Raw genomic sequence first — 19,149 nt, 5'->3', positions numbered from 1 at the left:
CTTCTGAGACTTATGTCATTTTGTGATGTCATGAATAAGCAGAATATGGTCTTTGTTTAAAGACTACTTGTCAGGTGTTTTTATGTGGTACATAATTTGTAACTTTGCATAAAATTGTAATAAGAAAAAATAAAATATATGTATCCAGCAGAATTAGTAAAACCAATGCGAGAAGATTTAACCAGTATTGGATTTGAAGAATTGCATACGGTAGAAGCGGTAGATAGTGCTATTGCAAAAGAGGGAACTACATTGGTAGTAGTAAATTCGGTTTGTGGTTGTGCAGCAGCCAATGCAAGACCAGGAGCAAAAGCTTCTTTAGAGAATGAAAAGAGACCTGATAATTTGGTAACTGTTTTTGCAGGTGTAGATAGAGAAGCAACAGATAAGGCAAGAGGTTATATGGTTCCTTTTCCTCCTTCATCTCCTTCTATGGCCTTGTTTAAAAATGGAGAATTAGTGCATATGTTAGAGCGTCATCATATAGAAGGAAGACCTGCAGATATGATTGCAGAAAACCTTAGAGATGCATACAATGAACATTGCTAAATAATACTGGCTTTTATGCTAAAAAGAATTTTAAAAACCGTTTGTTACTACAGACGGTTTTTAATTTCTTAAAATTAAGATTTGCTAATAGTAAATGTTAGCATCTTTTTCAAAGGTTTTATATTTCAGTTAAAAATGAATAATGCCTTTGAAATCACACAAGTTGAATGAATTAATTTTTAGGAAAAAATGGGAGCAATTAAGAAGGTATTAAGTTATCCGCTTTCTATAATTTTTTATTTATGTTTTGGATTAACATTGGTTATTTTTCACCCATTACAATGGTTGGGTAAAAGGATCGGAGGAGAGTCTGGACATAGAGGGGTTGTCAATATTATGAATTTATGTTTGCTACGTTGCTTACACGTTCTTGGGTCAACTGTTAGTTTTAAAAATACTCATAAGTTACCTTTAGGCAAACCAATGATATTAGTGTCTAATCATCAAAGCATGTTTGATATTCCTTTAATATCTTGGTATTTACATAAATATAGGCCTAAGTTTATTTCTAAAATAGAATTAGGTAAAGGGATACCTAGTATTTCTTTTAATCTAAGACATGGTGGGCATGCATTAATAGATAGGAAAAATCCTAAGCAATCAATCCCTACACTATCAAGATTTGGTAAATTTATAACCCAAAATAACTTTTCTGGAGTTATTTTTCCTGAAGGAACCAGAAGTAGAGACGGGAAACCAAAAAGCTTTGCACCAACAGGGTTAAAAATTCTGTTTAAATATGCTCCTGATGCTGTGGTCGTCCCTCTTACCATTAATAACAGTTGGAAACTGTTGAGATTTGGTAATTTTCCTTTAGGAATAGGGGTGCATTTATCGTTAGAAGTACAAGAACCCATGTTAATTGATAAAGAACCAGAAATATTACTGGAAAAAATAGAAGAAAGGATTACTTTAGCAGTCAGAACTTAACACACAAGATAATGGCATTGGATAATATACGATTAGAGGTAATGCAACTACTAGAAAAGAAGGTAGACTCTTATATAGATAAATTTTTAATTCCAGTAGATAAGATATGGCAACCTACCGATTTTTTGCCTGATTCTCAGAATGAAGATACATTTTTTGATGAGGTAAAAGAATTGAGAGAGTTAGCCAAAGAATTACCGTATGATTTTTGGGTGGTGCTGGTAGGAGATACTATAACAGAAGAAGCATTACCAACTTATGAGTCTTGGTTAATGGATGTAGAAGGTATCGATCAACATGAAAAAGGAGGAAATTCATGGTCAAGATGGGTACGATACTGGAGTGGAGAAGAAAATCGCCATGGAGATGTGTTAAACAAATATTTGTATCTATCGGGAAGAGTGAATATGATTGAGGTAGAACGTACAACTCAATACCTGATTAATGATGGTTTTGATATTGGTACTGATAGAGATCCTTATAAAAATTTCGTTTATACTAGTTTTCAGGAACTGGCAACCTATATATCACATAATAGAGTAGCAAAATTGGCAAAGCAATATTCTAATAAGTCTCTGGCCAAAATGTGTAAGATAATTTCTGGAGATGAAATGCGTCATCACAATGCCTATAGCGAATTTGTAAGTAGTATTTTTGAGGTAGATCCAAGCCAAATGATGATTGCATTTTATGAAATGTTAAAATTTAAAATTGTCATGCCGGCACATTTTCTAAGAGAAACAGGAGGTGCGATTGGTAGTGCTTTTGAAGATTTTTCATGGTCTGCACAGCGTATAGGAGTATATACATCACAGGATTATGTTGATATTATGCAACGGCTTATTGATAGATGGGAAATTGACAAAATAATGAATCTTACCGACGAAGCAGAGAAAGCTAGGGATTACATTATGAAATTACCTGCAAGAATGCAGCGTATTAGTGAACGATTAGTAATTCCTGATGAGATTCATGAGTTTAAATGGGTACAGCCAGCTTTGATAAAATAGTACCGATTAGGGTATGAATCAAGAACTGATATTATCCAAAACAATTGATTTTGTAAAAGACACCCTTAATAATGCAGAGGGTGGTCATGATTGGTTTCATATTCAAAGAGTATATAAGAATACAAAGTTAATAGCCAAAGACGAAGCCGTCGATATACTTATTGTATCATTAGGAGCTTTACTACATGATATAGCAGATTCTAAATTTTATGATGGGGATGAAACTATAGGGCCTAGAATGGCTCGCGAGTTTTTGGTCGACCTACAGGTACAAAGTAGTGTTATTGATCACGTTATTAAGATTATAGAGAATATTTCTTTTAAAGGAGGCAATACGAAACAACATTTTAGATCCCCAGAACTAGAAGTAGTACAAGATGCTGATCGATTAGATGCGATAGGAGCGATAGGTATCGCAAGATGTTTTAATTACGGAGGGTTTAAAAACAGAGGCTTATATGATCCCCAAATACGTCCTAATCTTTCGATGAGCAAAGAAGAGTACAAAGCTTCGACTGCTCCCACAATCAATCATTTTTATGAAAAACTACTCTTACTAAAAGATAGAATGAATACAAAAACAGGTAAGAAAATTGCAGAAGAAAGACATCGTTTTATGGAGCAATACCTGGATCAGTTTTATAAAGAGTGGGAGGGAGAGCGATAACTAAAATAATCGTAATTGACTTGTTTTGTGGTGCTTGTGTAAGTCACAATTTAAATGAATTTTTTCTGATGAAGAAAAGTATTTTTGACGAGCAATGGTAAATTGTTGATGAATCTGATTGGCGATTGCTCCAGAACCTTTCATTCTTCTACCAAACTCACTATCGTTTAGAGTTCCTTGATGACATTGCATGATTTGGTTTAATATCTTATTTTTTCTTTCGGGTAATGTGTTTTCTAACCATTGAGTAAATAACCCGCCAATAGCACCATTCAACCTTATAACGGTATAACCAATCCCGTTTGCTCCTCTTTTTGAAACTTCTTGTGCCAATGGTAGTATTTCATGACTATTGATCGAAGGGATAATAGGAGCCATCATAACACCTACTGGTATCCCCGATGCATTCAAGGTTTCTATTGTCTCGAGTCGCTTTTTTATACTGGCAGTTCTTGGTTCCAGAATTCTTCTTATTTCTTCTTTTAACGAGGTGATCGAAAGAAAAACAGATACCAAATTGTCGTTCGCTAATTCTGAAAGGATGTCTAAATCTCTTGTGATTAATGAATTTTTAGTAATAATACCTACAGGATGTTTATACTTTAAAAATACCTTTAGTAAATCTCGAGTAATTTTTAGTCTACTTTCTATAGGTTGATAGCAATCTGTATTACCCGAAAGCGAGATGGGATATGCTTCCCATTTTTTGTGTTGTATTTTCTTTTCTAAAAGATCCGCTGCATTTTTTTTGATCAGTATTTTACTTTCAAAATCTAACCCTGCTCCATACCCCCAGTACTCATGGGAGTTACGTGCATAACAATATATACAACCATGTTCACATCCTTGATAAGGATTAAGAGAATACATCATTCCAACATCAGGACTAGTTACTTTGTTTACAATGGTTTTAGGAAAAGTTTCTATATACGTAGTTTTGACATCATTTATTGGGTCCCCCTCTTTAAGGCAATGGTTAATAAAATCATCTCTCAACTCATATTTATTTTCTGAAAATCGATTATGGATTTTACTTTGTGCTCCTCTTCCTTTAATGTGTTTTTGTGTTTTCATATTCTGAGTTGATTTGAAAATCAAAAATACCACTATATTGGAATAATTCCTTATTGTATTGGAAATATTCCAATAAAAAAGAATAAAGAACTAAAAAAAGACTGCCAATGGGCAGTCTCTTCTTTTAAAAACAAATTAGTAAACATTGTAATCAGACAAGTTTTATCTATAAGATTTAGATCTATTATTAGTGCGGTGATATTATAGAAATAGCTCTTTAAGTTTAAACTAAAACTAGTCAATAAATTTAGATTTTTGATCGATAATTGTATGAACGGTATGTTTCAGTGTATATAGTGTAGAAAATCACATTTAATTAGGTGTTTGTAAAAAATGTCGAGTAAAAGAATTGTGTTATTTTACTTACAATTTGTGAGTTATAATGGTGGTTTGACAATGGATTGTCTGTGTTTTATGTGATTATGATTTTAATTAACTTTTTTTTAACATATTAGAGTGTAAGGTTTAGTGTAAGGTTGCGATAAAGACTCTGACTTATACTAATTATCAATTGAAATAAACTAACTAAACTTGTTCATTAATTTTTTAGCATTCAAACTTAATTTTTTTGCTCTTAAACAAAGAGTAATCTGAAGCATTAAATAAATGTAGTTCCCCCCTCTTTGGTGTATTTTAATAAGTAACTAGTATTAAAATAAGTATTCACACATTTTAAACTCTAACTCAATGAGAAAGTTATTTCTTAAGGTCTTTCTATTTATGCTTGCGCTTACAGCATATGGCCAGACAACAGCGACTTATGACATCGTTTTTACGAGTAATTGGGAGGCACATGGACCATTACCCAATAATGCGCATTTTACAAGATTAGTGGGAGCTGCGCATAATAGTAACGTTACCTTTCTTGAAATGGGAGGTTTTGCAACTCCGGGTGTCGAACTAGTAGCAGAACTTGGATCTAATGGGCAATTTTCTAACGAAGTAAGTAGTGCCATTAATGCAAACAATGCAGATCAATTTATTAATGGCCCTGATTTATTTTTTAATGGCTCTGGAAGAACCATTACAATTAGCGATTTACAAATCGATGCTAATTTTCCCTTGATTACATTAGCATCTATGATTGCGCCCAGTCCAGATTGGTTTATAGCAGTAAACAGTGTTTCCTTGCTTGATGCTAATAATCAATGGATTTCTGAAATTACAATGGATATTTTTCCATATGATGCAGGTACAGAAGAGGGGAATTCGTATAGTCTTAATAATCCTGCTACGAACCCACAGGAACGTATATCAAGTTTAAGAGGCATAGCACCTTTCAATTCTCAAAAAATAGGAACGCTTGTTTTTACCAGAAAAAATATTCCACCAGTAGTGGAAGGTGGTATAGTATCTACTACAGATAATCAGACAGAAGTAACGATTACTGTTGGCGATGGTATTGCCGATGTAATTAGTTTTGCAACCACAAGTACTGCTACAGCAAATTATACGTATATCATTACCGATGGTTCAGGAAATATTCTAACAAACAATGATGTTTCTAATGATTTTGAGCCAGCACCAGCAGGAACTTGCAGAGTATATGGTATTTCATATAATGGCGAGTTAGCTATTACTGGTAAGAATATTGCAGATACAGGCTTAGCTACAGGAACGTATGATCTTTCAGACAACTCGATTACGGTTATCAGAGAAGCAGCTCCACCGGCAGTAGAAGGCGGAATGGTATCTACTACAGATAATCAAACCGAAGTAACGATTACTGTTGGCGATGGTATTGCCGATGTAATTAGTTTTGCAACTACCAGTACTGCTACGGCAAATTATACATATATTATTACTGATGGTTCAGGAAATATTCTAACAAACAATGATGTTTCTAATGATTTTGAGCCAGCACCGGCAGGAACTTGTAGAGTATATGGTATCTCTTACAATGGAGAGCTTGCAATTACCGGTAAGAACATTGCAGATACAGGCTTAGCTACAGGAACGTATGATCTTTCAGACAACTCGATTACGGTTATCAGAGAAGCAGCTCCACCAGCCGTAGAAGGAGGAATGGTCTCTACTACAGATAATCAAACCGAAGTAACAATTACTGTTGGTGATGGTATTGCCGATGTTATTAGTTTTGCAACTACCAGTACCGCTACGGCAAATTATACGTATATCATTACTGATAGTTCAGGAAATATTTTAACAAACAATGATGTTTCTAATGATTTTGAGCCAGCACCGGCAGGAACTTGTAGAGTATATGGTATCTCTTACAATGGCGAGCTTGCAATTACCGGTAAGAACATTGCAGATACAGGCTTAGCTACAGGAACGTATGATCTTTCAGACAACTCAATTACGGTTATCAGAGAAGCTACTCCACCAGCCGTAGAAGGCGGAATGGTCTCTACTACAGATAATCAAACAGAAGTAACAATTACTGTTGGCGATGGTATTGCCGATGTAATTAGTTTTGCAACCACAAGTACAGCTACTGCAAATTATACGTATATCATTACTGATAGTTCAGGAAATATTCTAACAAACAATGATGTTTCTAATGATTTTGAACCAGCACCGGCAGGAACTTGCAGAGTATATGGTATTTCATATAATGGCGAGCTTGCAATTACCGGTAAGAACATTGCAGATACAGGCTTAGCTACAGGAACGTATGATCTTTCAGATAACTCGATTACGGTTATCAGAGAAGCAGCTCCACCGGCAGTAGAAGGCGGAATGGTATCTACTACAGATAATCAAACCGAAGTAACGATTACTGTTGGCGATGGTATTGCCGATGTAATTAGTTTTGGAACCACAAGTACAGCTACGGCAAATTATACATATATTATTACTGATGGTTCAGGAAACATTTTAACAAACAATGATGTTTCTAATGATTTTGAGCCAGCACCGGCAGGAACTTGTAGAGTATATGGTATTTCATATAATGGTGAGCTTGCAATTACCGGAAAAAACATTGCAGATACTGGCTTAGCTACAGGAACGTATGATCTTTCAGACAACTCGATTACAGTTATCAGAGAAGCAGCTCCACCAGCTGTAGAAGGAGGTATGGTCTCTACTACAGATAATCAAACCGAAGTAACGATTACTGTTGGTGATGGTATTGCCGATGTTATTAGTTTTGCAACTACCAGTACTGCTACGGCAAATTATACGTATATCATTACTGATGGTTCAGGAAATATTCTGACAAACAATGATGTTTCTAATGATTTTGAACCAGCACCGGCAGGAACTTGTAGAGTATATGGTATCTCTTACAATGGCGAGCTTGCAATTACCGGTAAGAACATTGCAGATACAGGCTTAGCTACAGGAACGTATGATCTTTCAGATAACTCGATTACGGTTATCAGAGAAGCAGCTCCACCAGCCGTAGAAGGAGGTATGGTCTCTACTACAGATAATCAAACAGAAGTAACGATTACTGTTGGCGATGGTATTGCCGATGTAATTAGTTTTGGAACCACAAGTACAGCTACGGCAAATTATACATATATTATTACTGATGATTCAGGAAATATTCTAACAAACAATGATGTTTCTAATGATTTTGAGCCTGCACCGGCAGGAACTTGCAGAGTATATGGTATTTCATATAATGGCGAGCTTGCAATTACCGGTAAGAACATTGCAGATACAGGCTTAGCTACAGGAACGTATGATCTTTCAGATAACTCGATTACGGTTATCAGAGAAGCAGCTCCACCAGCCGTAGAAGGAGGTATGGTCTCTACTACAGATAATCAAACAGAAGTAACGATTACTGTTGGCGATGGTATTGCCGATGTGATTAGTTTTGCAACTACCAGTACTGCTACGGCAAATTATACGTATATCATTACTGATGGTTCAGGAAATATTCTAACAAACAATGATGTTTCTAATGATTTTGAGCCAGCACCGGCAGGAACTTGTCGGGTATATGGTATTTCATATAATGGAGAGCTTGCAATTACCGGAAAAAACATTGCAGATACAGGCTTAGCTACAGGAACGTATGATCTTTCAGACAACTCGATTACGGTTATCAGAGAATCCTCTGTACCAGACCCTACATGTAATGATGGTATCCAGAATGGAGATGAAACTGGAGTTGATTGTGGTGGTTCTTGTGAGCCTTGTAGTACCGTTGTGTATTGTGAGTCAAGTTCTAATACTACGGTAGACGAATATATTAGCAATGTTCAATTAGGAACAATAAATAATTCAAGTGCTGGATCGGTAAATGGTTATAGTGATTTCACTTCGATGACAACCAATTTATCGACGGGAACGTCTAATACGATAACCATTACCCCAAAATGGGCAGGAGTAATTTATAGAGAAGCATATAGTGTTTGGATCGATTACAACCAAGATGGTGATTTTACGGATAGTGGGGAACAGGTATGGAGTAAATCTCCATCAACAGACTCAGTAGTAAGTGGCACTTTTGTAGTTCCTGACAATGCCAAAGAAGGTAGTACTCGAATGAGAATATCTATGAAGTACAATGGTATTCCAACCGCATGTGAGTCTTTTAGATTTGGTGAGGTAGAAGATTATACCGTTGTGATTGGAATGGAAACAGATCCAACTCCAACATGTACAGATGGTATTCAAAATGGAGATGAGACAGGTGTAGATTGCGGCGGTTCTTGTGCTCCTTGCGAAATAAATGACGATAATGTTGTATATGTTGATATAGCTGATAAAACAGTAAGTTCGTCAAACATATGGTCACCTTTTCAGATAGAAGTAGGAGATTCAAGATATTTTGGACCATGGTTCTCAGGAAATATACTTCGATTGGTAACGTATGGAAAAAGTTTGGTAACAGAAGGAAATACCAATAATGTAACCGTTATTGCAGAAGGGACTCAAGTAGGTGCTTCTAGTGATTTCACTTTTGAGAATCATAGTTTTGTAGTAAGCTCAACTTCCTATACCAATTGGAATGGAAAATCTGGATATATTGGATTTAGCTTTAAAATAAAAGGAGCAACTCACTATGGATGGTTATATGCCACAGTAACAAATGATGGTAGGTCTTATACCATTACAGACTATGCATACAATACCAAAGCAGGAGAAAGTTTGATAGCAAAAAGACCTTCAGGAACTAAAAAATCTGGTGAGATAGGAAGATTAAGTGCTTTCCCAAATCCATTTAACAATCAACTTACAATTGACGTTTCTAAATTAAGTAGCGATACATTTACCGTTGAAATATATGATGTATTAGGAAAACAAGTATTCTCTCGAAGTTATACTAAAAACCCAGGTAGTTTTGAGTTAAAGGGTCAATTAAGAAGACCTGGAGCATATTTTGTGAAAGTAGTAACAAATACCGACTCTTCAACTTTACAAGTGATCAAACAATAACAATAGTTTTATAAATGATGATTTTAAAAAGACTGCCAAAAAAGGCAGTCTTTTTTTTGTTGGTAATATCACATTGTCTAAACGGATTAAATTCGATTTTTTTAAAACTTTTTTATACCTATTTGTTTTACATGTGTTTAGGTTCTTTATTACGGTTTAAAAGTAATTTTTTTGTTGGAATTTTTCCTATCATAAATGGAAATATTCCAAATAAAGAAAGTAATTTTGTAGTAGAAATATTTACAAGAAATTAGTCGGTTTTAGGTTAAAGGAAAAAGAGGTCAGTGATGAATAACAAGAACTATGAATATGATGTAGCTCTTTCTTTTGCCGGAGAGAATAGAGCATATGTAGAGGAAGTTGCAAATACCTTGAAAATAAGAGGTGTAAGAGTGTTTTATGATGTGTTTGAAGAAACAAATTTATGGGGTAAGAACTTATATGAATACTTATCAGAAATTTATCAAAACAAAGCTAGATATACAGTTATGTTTATATCAGCTTTTTATAATCAAAAACTTTGGACCAATCATGAAAGAGTGTCTATGCAAGCAAGGGCATTTCAGGAAAGTCGAGAATATATATTACCAGCCCGTTTTGACAATACGGAGATTCCTGGGGTATTAAAAACAATTGGATACATTAATTTAGAAAATAAAACACCAGAAGAATTTGCCGGTTTGATAGAACAAAAAATACAAAAAGAAACACCTTATTTAAAAAGCAGATGGTCTAAAATCACCACCCTGGTTAGCCCAAAGCCTTTTATTTTTACTATAAAAGTAATCAATGATAAAGAAGAGTTAATCAAAAATGCCAAAATAGTATTAGTGGCAAATAATGCTACGTACCTCGAAGGGTTTTCTGATGAAAAAGGATTGATACATTTTATAATTCGAACACGTAAACTTTATACGGTACTTATAGCTCATCCAGAATATCCTGCGGTTATGTTTACCGAAATTAATCCAAAGCAGGATATAGAAGTAACCATGGAAAAGGTAAAAAATACAGGTTCTATGATCCTAAATAAATCTGGGATGATACCTGGAATAACAGGGGCCATAGAACCACATAGTACAAATGGAGTGATGTCATTATATGCAGATAATATTGCAATAGAAGGAGGGACCTATCAGCCATACAACTTTGAGTTAAATAAATCTTTAACAATAGAAGATAATGGTGGAAATATTATACATTTAACCTTTAGGTTCTTTCAAGGAAGAATCGCATTAATAGATTATAGTAAATGAACGCTATTATACGTTTTGATCAACTCAAAAAAGTATAAAAGGGTTCATCAAAATCAGTATAAATCATGCAACGAATACTCATTTTTTTAAGCTTTATAGTGTTTTTGGCTTGTAAAGAACAGCCTAAAGAGACTACCGAAATTTCTAGCGTAGAAACTATCACGCAAAACACCGTAAAAAAGGGAGAAAATTTTGGAATAGTACTACATGGTGGAGCGGGAACAATTCTAAAAAAGAATATGACCCCAGAAAAAGAAGCGGCGTACAAAGCAAAGCTCGAAGAAGCAATAAAGGTTGGACATACGATTCTTAAGAATGGAGGAACCAGTCTCGAAGCAGTAGAGAAAACAATTAATATTTTAGAAGATTCTCCATTATTTAATGCAGGTAAAGGAGCTGTTTTTACAAGCGAAGGTACAAATGAGCTTGATGCTTCTATCATGGATGGAAGTACTTTGAATGCAGGTGCCGTGGCCGGAGTTAAAACGGTTAAAAATCCTATTAACCTGGCAAGAGAAGTAATGATCAATTCTCCGCATGTAATGCTTTCTGGTGATGGAGCAGCACTTTTTGCAAAAGGAAGAGGTCTCGAAATTGTAGATCCGGCCTATTTCTTTACCGAAGAAAGAATGAAAACTTTAGAAAAGGTAAAGGAGAAATTAAAAAATAAAGAAGCAAATAAAACTACAGCTTTTTATGATCCTGTTATCAAGGATTCGAAGTTTGGGACCGTGGGTTGTGCGGCATTAGATAAAAATGGTAACTTGGTAGCAGGTACTTCGACAGGTGGTATGACCAATAAAAAATGGAATCGTATAGGTGATTCACCTATCATAGGAGCAGGGACTTATGCAAATAATGCTACTTGTGCGGTATCCAGTACAGGATGGGGAGAGTATTTTATAAGAGGTATGGTAGCTCATGATATCTCTGCAATGATAGAATATAAAGGTGTTTCCTTACAAGAAGCAGCGCAAGAAGTAATCCAAAAAAAACTAACCAATTTAGGTGGTACTGGTGGAATTGTAGCAATTGATAACCAGGGAAATGTAACCATGGAGTTTAATACAGCAGGAATGTATAGAGCTACTATGAATGCCGAAGGAGAACTAGTGATTGGGATTTATAAAAAATAGTAACAACTAAAAATATAAAAACCCCAAAGGTATAGAAGCCTTTAGGGTTTATATTGTACTTTAAGATAAGATGTAATTTAATAATACACTTAACGACTTCTTTTATCTAGGAGCAGGACATTCAGGAGTTGCGTAGCAACATTGATACCTATAATGCCAGCAACATCTCATTTGAGGTCTTGGATTCCATTCGTAGTCTTCTGGACAACCCCCTACCGGTTCGTGCCCCCCTTTTACTTTTTTCTGTTGTGTTTTACTCAGAATCTTTCCTAGGGTAGAAATTTGTTGAATCATATTGTTGGTTTTAAGAGTGTTATTCAATTTAAAGATATGTATTTTGATTGGTATAATCTTTTTATTAACAGTATATTATAATGATGGATGTTTTTTTGAAGATTAGGTAATAGTGACATTACAAGGCTTAAAAAAAATAGCTTACATTTATAAAGTCAACTAAAACCAATCTTTCATGAATGTATCAAGAGTTCTATGTTTGTTACTATGTGTAACATTCCTATTTTCCTGTAAGAAAAAAGACCCAAGAGAATTAGCAGAAGAAAATGTTTCCACATTAAATAAATATAGAGCCTACATTTCCGATGTATCTTCAGGAATGATTTCTGTTTCAGATAAAGTATATGTTGTCTTGCAAAACCCTATTCAGGGTTGGGATGATAATCAAGAATTATCAAAAAAATTGTTTACTGTATCTCCTGGGGTAAAAGGAAAAGTAGTAGCAGTTAATAACAAAACAATTTCTTTTCAGCCAGACGAAAGTTTCGAAGAAGATACCGTATACACTTTTACGTTAGATTTAGAAGATTTAATCGAAGACCTTGAAGAAGGTTTAGATGATGAGTTTGTTTTTACAGTAAGAACGTTGAAACAACAATTTTCTGTTCTTACAGACAATATACAATCATATAGTAAAGACTGGCAATATCTCGATGGTACTATTAATACTAGTGATCAGTTAAGTTTTGATATTGCAAAACAACTTATTACCGCAAGTCAAAAAGGAAAAAATATTCGTGTAAAGTTTGGTGAGTCAGTAGACACAAGTAGACAATTTAGTTTTAGAATTGATAGCATTCAACGATTCGAAGAAGATTCTGAAGTATCGATTAGTTGGTCTGGAAAAGAGTTTGATATTGATACAGAAGGAGATGTCGTACTTTCAGTACCAGGAAAAAATAATTTTTCTGTAATGAGTGTTTCGGTTTCGAATGCAGAAAATCAATACCTTGAAATTAACTTCTCTGATCCACTAAAAAAGAACCAGAATTTTAACGGCTTAGTTACAATAGCAGGAGTAAGAAATTTAAAGTATACCGTAAACGGAAATGTATTAAACGTATATCCTAATAAAGAGCTTAAGGGTACATTAGAGGTAACTGTTTTCGAAGGAATCCAGAGTGAGGATAACTACAGATTAAAAAATGCTTATACAGAAAAGGTGTCTTTTCAACAACCAAATCCAGAAATTCGTTTGCTACAAAGCGGGGTGATTTTACCGACATCAGAAAATCTTAAATTTAATTTTGAAGCGATTAATCTGCGTGCTGTAGAAGTTCAGGTTGTTAAAGTTTTTGAAAATAACGTATTACAGTTTTTGCAAAATAATAATTTGGATGGATCAGGAAACCTAAGAAGTGTAGCTAGACCGGTTGCCAAAAAACTGATTAACCTTCAGGAAAACCCCTCTCTAAATTTAAGTAAATGGAATGCTTTTGCGGTTGATTTAAAAGAATTAATTACACCAGACCCGGGAGCCATTTATAGAGTAGAACTCGACTACCGTAAAGCATACTCCTTGTATAAATGTACAGGAGAGGCTGCCAGCGATACTCCAATTACAGAATTGGTAGCAGATTATGATCAGGAAGAAGAACCAAGTTTCTGGAACAGCTCACAATACTATTATGATGACTATTATGATTATAATTGGCAAGAAAGAGATGACCCCTGTAGCAATTCGTATTACAGAGATAAAAAAATTAGCGCGAATATCCTGGCTTCTAACCTTGGTGTAGTGGTAAAAAAAGGAGAGAATCATGCCTATATGGTTACCGTTAATGATATCCTAACTACGAACCCCATCGGTAATGTAGAGGTGACTTTTTATAACTATCAGCAGCAAGAAATGGGAGTAGCTACTACCGATTCTCAAGGGATGACAGGTTTTGATGCAGATCGACCTGCTTATTTTGCAGTAGCCAGATCAGGAAAACATCAAACATATGTAAAACTTAATGATGGAAACGTTTTATCTGTTAGCAAGTTCGACGTGTCAGGAGTATATCTGCAAAAAGGAATTAAAGGTTTTATATACGGAGAAAGAGGAGTTTGGCGTCCGGGAGATACCTTGTTTTTATCTTTTATGTTAAATGATAATGCGAACAAGCTTCCTCCAAAACACCCGATAAAATTCGAATTACGCGATCCATATGGTAAAGTTGTGCATCAGGAAACAACCAACGAAGCGATTAATAATTTTTACAAGTTTGTGGTAACCACCTCAGAAGAGGCTCCCACAGGAAATTGGCAGGCAAGCGTAGATGTAGGGGGTGCTAAATTTACCAAAGCACTAAAAATAGAAACAATTAAGCCGAATCGATTAAAAATCAAAACAGTTTTTGATGACGAGGTATTGGGAATAGATAAAAGCAGTAGCGGTAATCTAGAAGTCTTATGGTTGCATGGGGCAATTGCCAAGAATTTGCAAACCGATATCAATGTTAGATTTACAGCAAAGAAAACAAGTTTCAAAAAGTATCAGAGCTATGTCTTTGATGATCCATCCAGAAGATTTGGTACCGAAGAACAAGAAGTATTTAACGGAAAACTTTCTGAAGAAGGGAAAGTTGGTTTTTCATTAACACCGCAGTTAAATAATAGAGCAGCAGGAATGTTAAGAGCTTCTTTTATTACCAAGGTATATGAAAACGGAGGTGATTTTAGTACAGATGTAGTTTCAAAAGACTTCTCACCTTATAATACTTATATAGGGTTAAATGTTCCGAAAGGAGATAAAGCGAGAGGAATGTTACTTACAGATACCCAACATAATTTTGATGTAATTTCTGTTGATAAAAAAGGAAATCCTATTGCTACCAAAGATCTCGAAGTTTTCATTTATAAAGTCGATTGGAAATGGTGGTGGGACTCTTCTGATGATAATTTATCTACTTATAATAGAGGTACGCATAGAGATGAAGTGTTTAGGACAAAGGTGACTACAAATAGTAGTGGTAAAGCAAACTTTAAGTTTGAACTAAAATACCCAGAGTGGGGTAGATACCTAGTACGTGTGGTAGATCCAAATGGCGGACATGCCACCGGAAAAATAATGTATATCGATTGGCCTGGATGGGCAGGTAAATCACGAAAAAATGATCCATCTGCCGCGACTATGTTATTGTTTTCTACCGATAAAAACACATATTCTGTTGGAGAAAAAGCAATGGTTACTTTTCCTTCGAGTATAGGAGGAAGAGCATTGGTTACTGTAGAAAATGGGACAGAGGTATTATCGTCGCAGTGGGTGTTACCTCAAAAAGGAGAAACCAAATTCGAACTACCCATAGAAGCAATTTATACTCCTAATGTTTATATTCATATTACGCTGTTGCAACCTCATAACACTACAACAAATGATTTGCCAATACGTTTGTATGGCGTGGTACCAATTTCTGTCGAAAATCCAGACACACGCATTGTACCTACTATAACGATGCCCGATGTATTGCAGCCAGAACAGACAATTACCTTAAAAGTGGGAGAAAGCAAGGGCAAACCCATGACGTATTCGATTGCTATGGTAGATGAAGGACTGTTGGATCTAACCCGCTATAAAACTCCAAGCCCCTGGAATAATTTTTATGCCAGAGAAGCCTTGGGCGTAAAAACTTGGGATATTTATGATGACGTGATAGGAGCTTATGGGGGTAGCATAAATCAAATTTTTGCAATTGGTGGAGACGCAGAAGCAGGAGGTAGCAGTTCAAAAAAAGCCAATCGATTTAAACCCATGGTAATCTATAAAGGACCTTTTGAACTAAAAAAAGGAGAAACACGAACACATAAGATTAATATTCCTAAATATATTGGATCTGTACGAACCATGATTGTAGCTTCAGATGCCGATAAAGCAGCTTATGGTAAAGTAGAAAAGACAACCCCAGTTCGTAAACCACTCATGGTATTGACTTCGATTCCTAGAAAAATAACTCCGGGCGAAAAAGTGACCATACCAGTTACGGTTTTTGCAATGGAGAATAAGGTCAAAAATGTAACTGTTACTTTAAAACCAAATAAAGGGTTTAAAGTAGTAGGAGAAACACAACAAAGTTTGTCATTTTCGCAACCAGATGAGAAAATGGTATATTTTGATATCGAAGTGCTTGATGGGGCATCAATTACCGATATAGAAGTAATTGCCAAGGGCAACGGCGAAAAAGCATCGTATAATACACCAATTAATATTGTGAATCCAAATCCAGTGACTACCGAACTAATTTCGGTGGTGGTGGACCCAAATGGTAATCAGGAAGTAGATTTTGCCTCCTTCGGAATCAAAGGTAGTAATAGTGCTATAATAGAACTATCTTCTTTACCTCCCATGAATTTTGAAAGTAGATTACAATCGCTGATTCGCTATCCACATGGATGCATAGAACAGACGACTTCTGCGGCGTTTCCTCAGCTTTACTTAAGTGAAGTTTTTAGTATTTCTTCAGAAAAGAAACAGAAAATCCAAAAGCATATAGAAGCGGCTATTTATAAGTTGAAAAGATTTATACAACCAACAGGCGGATTGTCCTATTGGCCTGGATATAGTAACCCAAATGATTGGGGTACTAGTTATGCTGGGCATTTTTTATTAGAAGCCAATAAACAGGGATATGTATTACCTATTGGGTTTAAAAGCAATTGGATCAATTATCAACAGCAACGGGCCAAAAGATGGCGTAGTAATAATAACGACCTTGGGCAGGCCTATCGATTATATACCTTGGCACTTGCAGGAAGTCCAGACTTATCGTCGATGAATCGTTTGCGAGAGATGCCCGGTTTGTCAAATGACGCCAGATTGAGATTAGCCGCTGCTTATGGGTTGATCGGAAAAGAAAAAGCGGCAAATCAACTACTGAATAAATCAACGATCGATTTTGCAGTAAGAAGAAGTAATAGATGGACCTATGGCTCTGTAAATCGCAATCGGGCAATGGCTTTAGAAACGCTTATTGCTTTAAATCAAAAAGACAAAGCACAGAAAGTAGCCGTAACACTGGCAAAAGAAATGTCTTCAAAAAAATGGATGAGTACACAAACCACTGCATATGGACTATTGGCGATGGCCAAATATGCAAGTTTTGTAGGAGGAAAAGGTGTTGAGGTAAACTATACATTAAATGGTAATACAACCACCATTAATACAGAACGAGCAATAGCAACTTCAGGAGAAGTTGTTTTACTAGAAAACAATAAACTAGTCGTAAAAAATAATAAGGATAATACCATTTTTGTACAGATTACTGCCAATGGAATTCTACCCGTAGGAAAAGAGAAAACAGTTCAACGTGGGTTAAATGTGATCGTAGACTATAAAAATCGCGATGGTAAAATTATTAACGTTTCTAAACTATCACAGGGCACCGATTTTGTGGCAGAGGTTACCATTACAAACGCTTCTGGATCTGAAGTAAAAGATATTGCTTTGACAGAAATTTTCCCCTCTGGATGGGAGGTCGTAAATACACGTTTTACTGATTTTGGATCGTTTAAAGCTAATAAAGTAACACATACTGATATACGTGATGATCGTGTTAATTTTTACTTTGATTTAAAACCAAGGGAAAGCAAAAAAGTAACACTTTTATTAAACGCCTCTTATTTAGGGAGCTATTATTTGCCAGGAGTACAATGTGAAGCCATGTACGATTATGATTATTTTGTAAGAAACCAAGGAAAATGGGTTGAGGTTGTAAAATAGTTGTTAAGGCATAAAGGCTTTACTTATGTATAAACTTAACAGTCGAAATGGATAATGAAATTGGAATAAGGAATATTAGTAAAACAGATTCTCTTAGAATGGTTGAATTTTCTAAATAATAGAAAAGTAAAGTGAAAAACCCATGATATGAAATCATACCGATGGGTTTCAAGAGTATACTATAACTCAATGATTAATCCTTCCTAAATTGTTGGTTAAAGGATTAATTATAAATAGCTATATCAGATATTGGGGCATAGGCTTTGATTCCTCCGTCAAAAGATGCAAGAACTGTTAATTTGCGCTCAAGAGCTACCAAAACAAACTGTTCAAGATTTGCAGGAACAACCACCGTGTAATAAGTTTTGGGTTGACCACTTGGGTGAAAATTTGCAATTATTTTACCGTATGCGGTTCCAATACATCCAAAGGTTCCCCAAGGTCTGTCATTAGTGGTTGATTTTACTGCGTCACTTACCTGTGGAATTACTTCCTGTGCTATTGTATTACTCATAATATTTGGTTTTAATAGATATTCCTACTCTCTTTTATATAGGCTTTTCGGATTCGACCCTCATATAATCAAAATCGTATTGTAGCTACCCAATCGAAAAATGATGCTTTTGATTATATAATTTTTGTCTGTTGATACATAATTTATATATCGTCGACAATTCAAAATTGAGAAATTAAATGAGTGAATTTCTAGAAAATACCTTGAGCGTAAAATTTTTAATCTCTAGCGTATAAAATTGATATTCAAGCGTTGTTAAAGTATTTTGAAAACCGTGCAGAATTACAAGTGTTTTTTTTAAAATAGACCGTTACTTTTGAAAAGTATATAAATGTACTTAAGAAGTTAACAAGATGATATTAGAACAAGCAATTTTAAATATTAAGCCAGATCAATCAAAGACTTTTGAGGAAACTTTTAAAGAAGCTCAAAAAATCATTTCTTCTATGAAAGGATATATAAGACACGATGTTTTAAAATGCATAGAAGAGAAGGATAAATACCTGCTTCTTGTAGAGTGGGAAACCCTTGAAGACCATGAAATAGGCTTTAGAAAATCTGCAGAATACCAGGACTGGAAAAAATTATTACATCATTTTTATGATCCTTTTCCGGTTGTACAACATTATGAGTCTGTACTTAGAAATGGTTTATAAG

The 19,149-nt window shown here is 35.1% G+C and carries 12 protein-coding genes; 9 read left to right on the top strand and 3 right to left on the bottom strand.

Features of this window, described 5'->3' with window-relative positions:
* Nucleotides 1-138 precede the first annotated feature (138 nt).
* From ABW636_RS05390 to ABW636_RS05375, 4 genes are all read left to right on the top strand, one after another.
* Nucleotides 139-549 (top strand): BrxA/BrxB family bacilliredoxin, encoded by a 411-nt coding sequence (locus ABW636_RS05390; protein ID WP_367588934.1) that lies wholly within the window; start codon nt 139-141, stop codon nt 547-549.
* A 189-nt stretch (nt 550-738) separates the two neighbouring features.
* Nucleotides 739-1,479, top strand: coding sequence for a lysophospholipid acyltransferase family protein (locus ABW636_RS05385; protein ID WP_367588933.1), 741 nt, complete (start codon nt 739-741; stop codon nt 1,477-1,479).
* An 11-nt stretch (nt 1,480-1,490) separates the two neighbouring features.
* Complete coding sequence (locus ABW636_RS05380; RefSeq protein WP_367588932.1) at nt 1,491-2,489, top strand: acyl-ACP desaturase; 999 nt, start codon at nt 1,491-1,493, stop codon at nt 2,487-2,489.
* 13 nt (nt 2,490-2,502) lie between these two features.
* Nucleotides 2,503-3,156 carry an HD domain-containing protein gene (locus ABW636_RS05375; RefSeq protein WP_367588931.1) on the top strand — a complete coding sequence of 218 codons (654 nt, stop codon included), beginning with the start codon at nt 2,503-2,505 and terminating at the stop codon, nt 3,154-3,156.
* On the opposite strand, the gene ABW636_RS05370 is transcribed toward ABW636_RS05375, so the two are convergent.
* On the bottom strand, nt 3,157-4,230 hold the full coding sequence (locus ABW636_RS05370) for a PA0069 family radical SAM protein (protein ID WP_367588930.1): 1,074 nt from the start codon (nt 4,228-4,230) through the stop codon (nt 3,157-3,159). It abuts the gene before it with no gap.
* A 687-nt stretch (nt 4,231-4,917) separates the two neighbouring features.
* On the opposite strand from ABW636_RS05370, the gene ABW636_RS05365 reads away from it, so the two are divergent.
* The 3 genes from ABW636_RS05365 to ABW636_RS05355 all read left to right on the top strand — a co-directional run bounded on the left by ABW636_RS05365 (nt 4,918) and on the right by ABW636_RS05355 (nt 11,983).
* The gene (locus ABW636_RS05365; protein ID WP_367588929.1) at nt 4,918-9,591 is read left to right on the top strand and encodes a spondin domain-containing protein; all 4,674 of its coding nucleotides are present in this window, start codon (nt 4,918-4,920) and stop codon (nt 9,589-9,591) included.
* Between the two features lie 287 nt (nt 9,592-9,878).
* The gene (locus tag ABW636_RS05360; protein WP_367588928.1) at nt 9,879-10,847 is read left to right on the top strand and encodes a toll/interleukin-1 receptor domain-containing protein; all 969 of its coding nucleotides are present in this window, start codon (nt 9,879-9,881) and stop codon (nt 10,845-10,847) included.
* Nucleotides 10,848-10,912: 65 nt separating this feature from the next.
* Nucleotides 10,913-11,983, top strand: coding sequence for an isoaspartyl peptidase/L-asparaginase family protein (locus ABW636_RS05355; RefSeq protein ID WP_367588927.1), 1,071 nt, complete (start codon nt 10,913-10,915; stop codon nt 11,981-11,983).
* 102 nt (nt 11,984-12,085) lie between these two features.
* On the opposite strand, the gene ABW636_RS05350 is transcribed toward ABW636_RS05355, so the two are convergent.
* Nucleotides 12,086-12,277, bottom strand: coding sequence for a hypothetical protein (locus ABW636_RS05350; protein WP_367588926.1), 192 nt, complete (start codon nt 12,275-12,277; stop codon nt 12,086-12,088).
* A gap of 175 nt (nt 12,278-12,452) precedes the next feature.
* On the opposite strand from ABW636_RS05350, the gene ABW636_RS05345 reads away from it, so the two are divergent.
* Nucleotides 12,453-17,978, top strand: a complete 5,526-nt coding sequence (locus ABW636_RS05345) for an alpha-2-macroglobulin family protein (protein ID WP_367588925.1) — start codon at nt 12,453-12,455, stop codon at nt 17,976-17,978.
* Between the two features lie 223 nt (nt 17,979-18,201).
* Here the strand turns inward: ABW636_RS05345 and ABW636_RS05340 are convergent, their stop codons facing one another.
* On the bottom strand, nt 18,202-18,492 hold the full coding sequence (locus tag ABW636_RS05340; protein ID WP_367588924.1) for a hypothetical protein: 291 nt from the start codon (nt 18,490-18,492) through the stop codon (nt 18,202-18,204).
* Between the two features lie 353 nt (nt 18,493-18,845).
* Here ABW636_RS05340 and ABW636_RS05335 point away from each other — a divergent pair, with 353 nt between their 5' ends.
* Nucleotides 18,846-19,148, top strand: coding sequence for an antibiotic biosynthesis monooxygenase family protein (locus ABW636_RS05335; RefSeq protein WP_367588923.1), 303 nt, complete (start codon nt 18,846-18,848; stop codon nt 19,146-19,148).
* The last annotated feature ends 1 nt before the right edge of the window (nt 19,149 follow it).

It is taken from the genome of Aquimarina discodermiae, from assembly GCF_040786235.1.
In the GTDB taxonomy this organism is placed as follows: domain Bacteria; phylum Bacteroidota; class Bacteroidia; order Flavobacteriales; family Flavobacteriaceae; genus Aquimarina.
The sequence above is the reverse complement of the archived record's forward strand: the minus strand, read 5'-3'. Positions and strand labels throughout refer to the sequence as shown.

Excerpts from the sequence above, each read along its gene's own strand:
- ABW636_RS05375 (WP_367588931.1), top strand. The coding sequence starts at position 2,503 with ATGAATCAAGAACTGATATTATCCAAAACAATTGATTTTGTAAAAGAC.
- ABW636_RS05340 (WP_367588924.1), bottom strand. The coding sequence starts at position 18,492 with ATGAGTAATACAATAGCACAGGAAGTAATTCCACAGGTAAGTGACGCA.
- ABW636_RS05360 (WP_367588928.1), top strand. The coding sequence starts at position 9,879 with ATGAATAACAAGAACTATGAATATGATGTAGCTCTTTCTTTTGCCGGA.
- ABW636_RS05335 (WP_367588923.1), top strand. The coding sequence starts at position 18,846 with ATGATATTAGAACAAGCAATTTTAAATATTAAGCCAGATCAATCAAAG.
- ABW636_RS05355 (WP_367588927.1), top strand. The coding sequence starts at position 10,913 with ATGCAACGAATACTCATTTTTTTAAGCTTTATAGTGTTTTTGGCTTGT.
- ABW636_RS05390 (WP_367588934.1), top strand. The coding sequence starts at position 139 with ATGTATCCAGCAGAATTAGTAAAACCAATGCGAGAAGATTTAACCAGT.
- ABW636_RS05350 (WP_367588926.1), bottom strand. The coding sequence starts at position 12,277 with ATGATTCAACAAATTTCTACCCTAGGAAAGATTCTGAGTAAAACACAA.
- ABW636_RS05380 (WP_367588932.1), top strand. The coding sequence starts at position 1,491 with ATGGCATTGGATAATATACGATTAGAGGTAATGCAACTACTAGAAAAG.
- ABW636_RS05365 (WP_367588929.1), top strand. The coding sequence starts at position 4,918 with ATGAGAAAGTTATTTCTTAAGGTCTTTCTATTTATGCTTGCGCTTACA.
- ABW636_RS05385 (WP_367588933.1), top strand. The coding sequence starts at position 739 with ATGGGAGCAATTAAGAAGGTATTAAGTTATCCGCTTTCTATAATTTTT.
- ABW636_RS05370 (WP_367588930.1), bottom strand. The coding sequence starts at position 4,230 with ATGAAAACACAAAAACACATTAAAGGAAGAGGAGCACAAAGTAAAATC.
- ABW636_RS05345 (WP_367588925.1), top strand. The coding sequence starts at position 12,453 with ATGAATGTATCAAGAGTTCTATGTTTGTTACTATGTGTAACATTCCTA.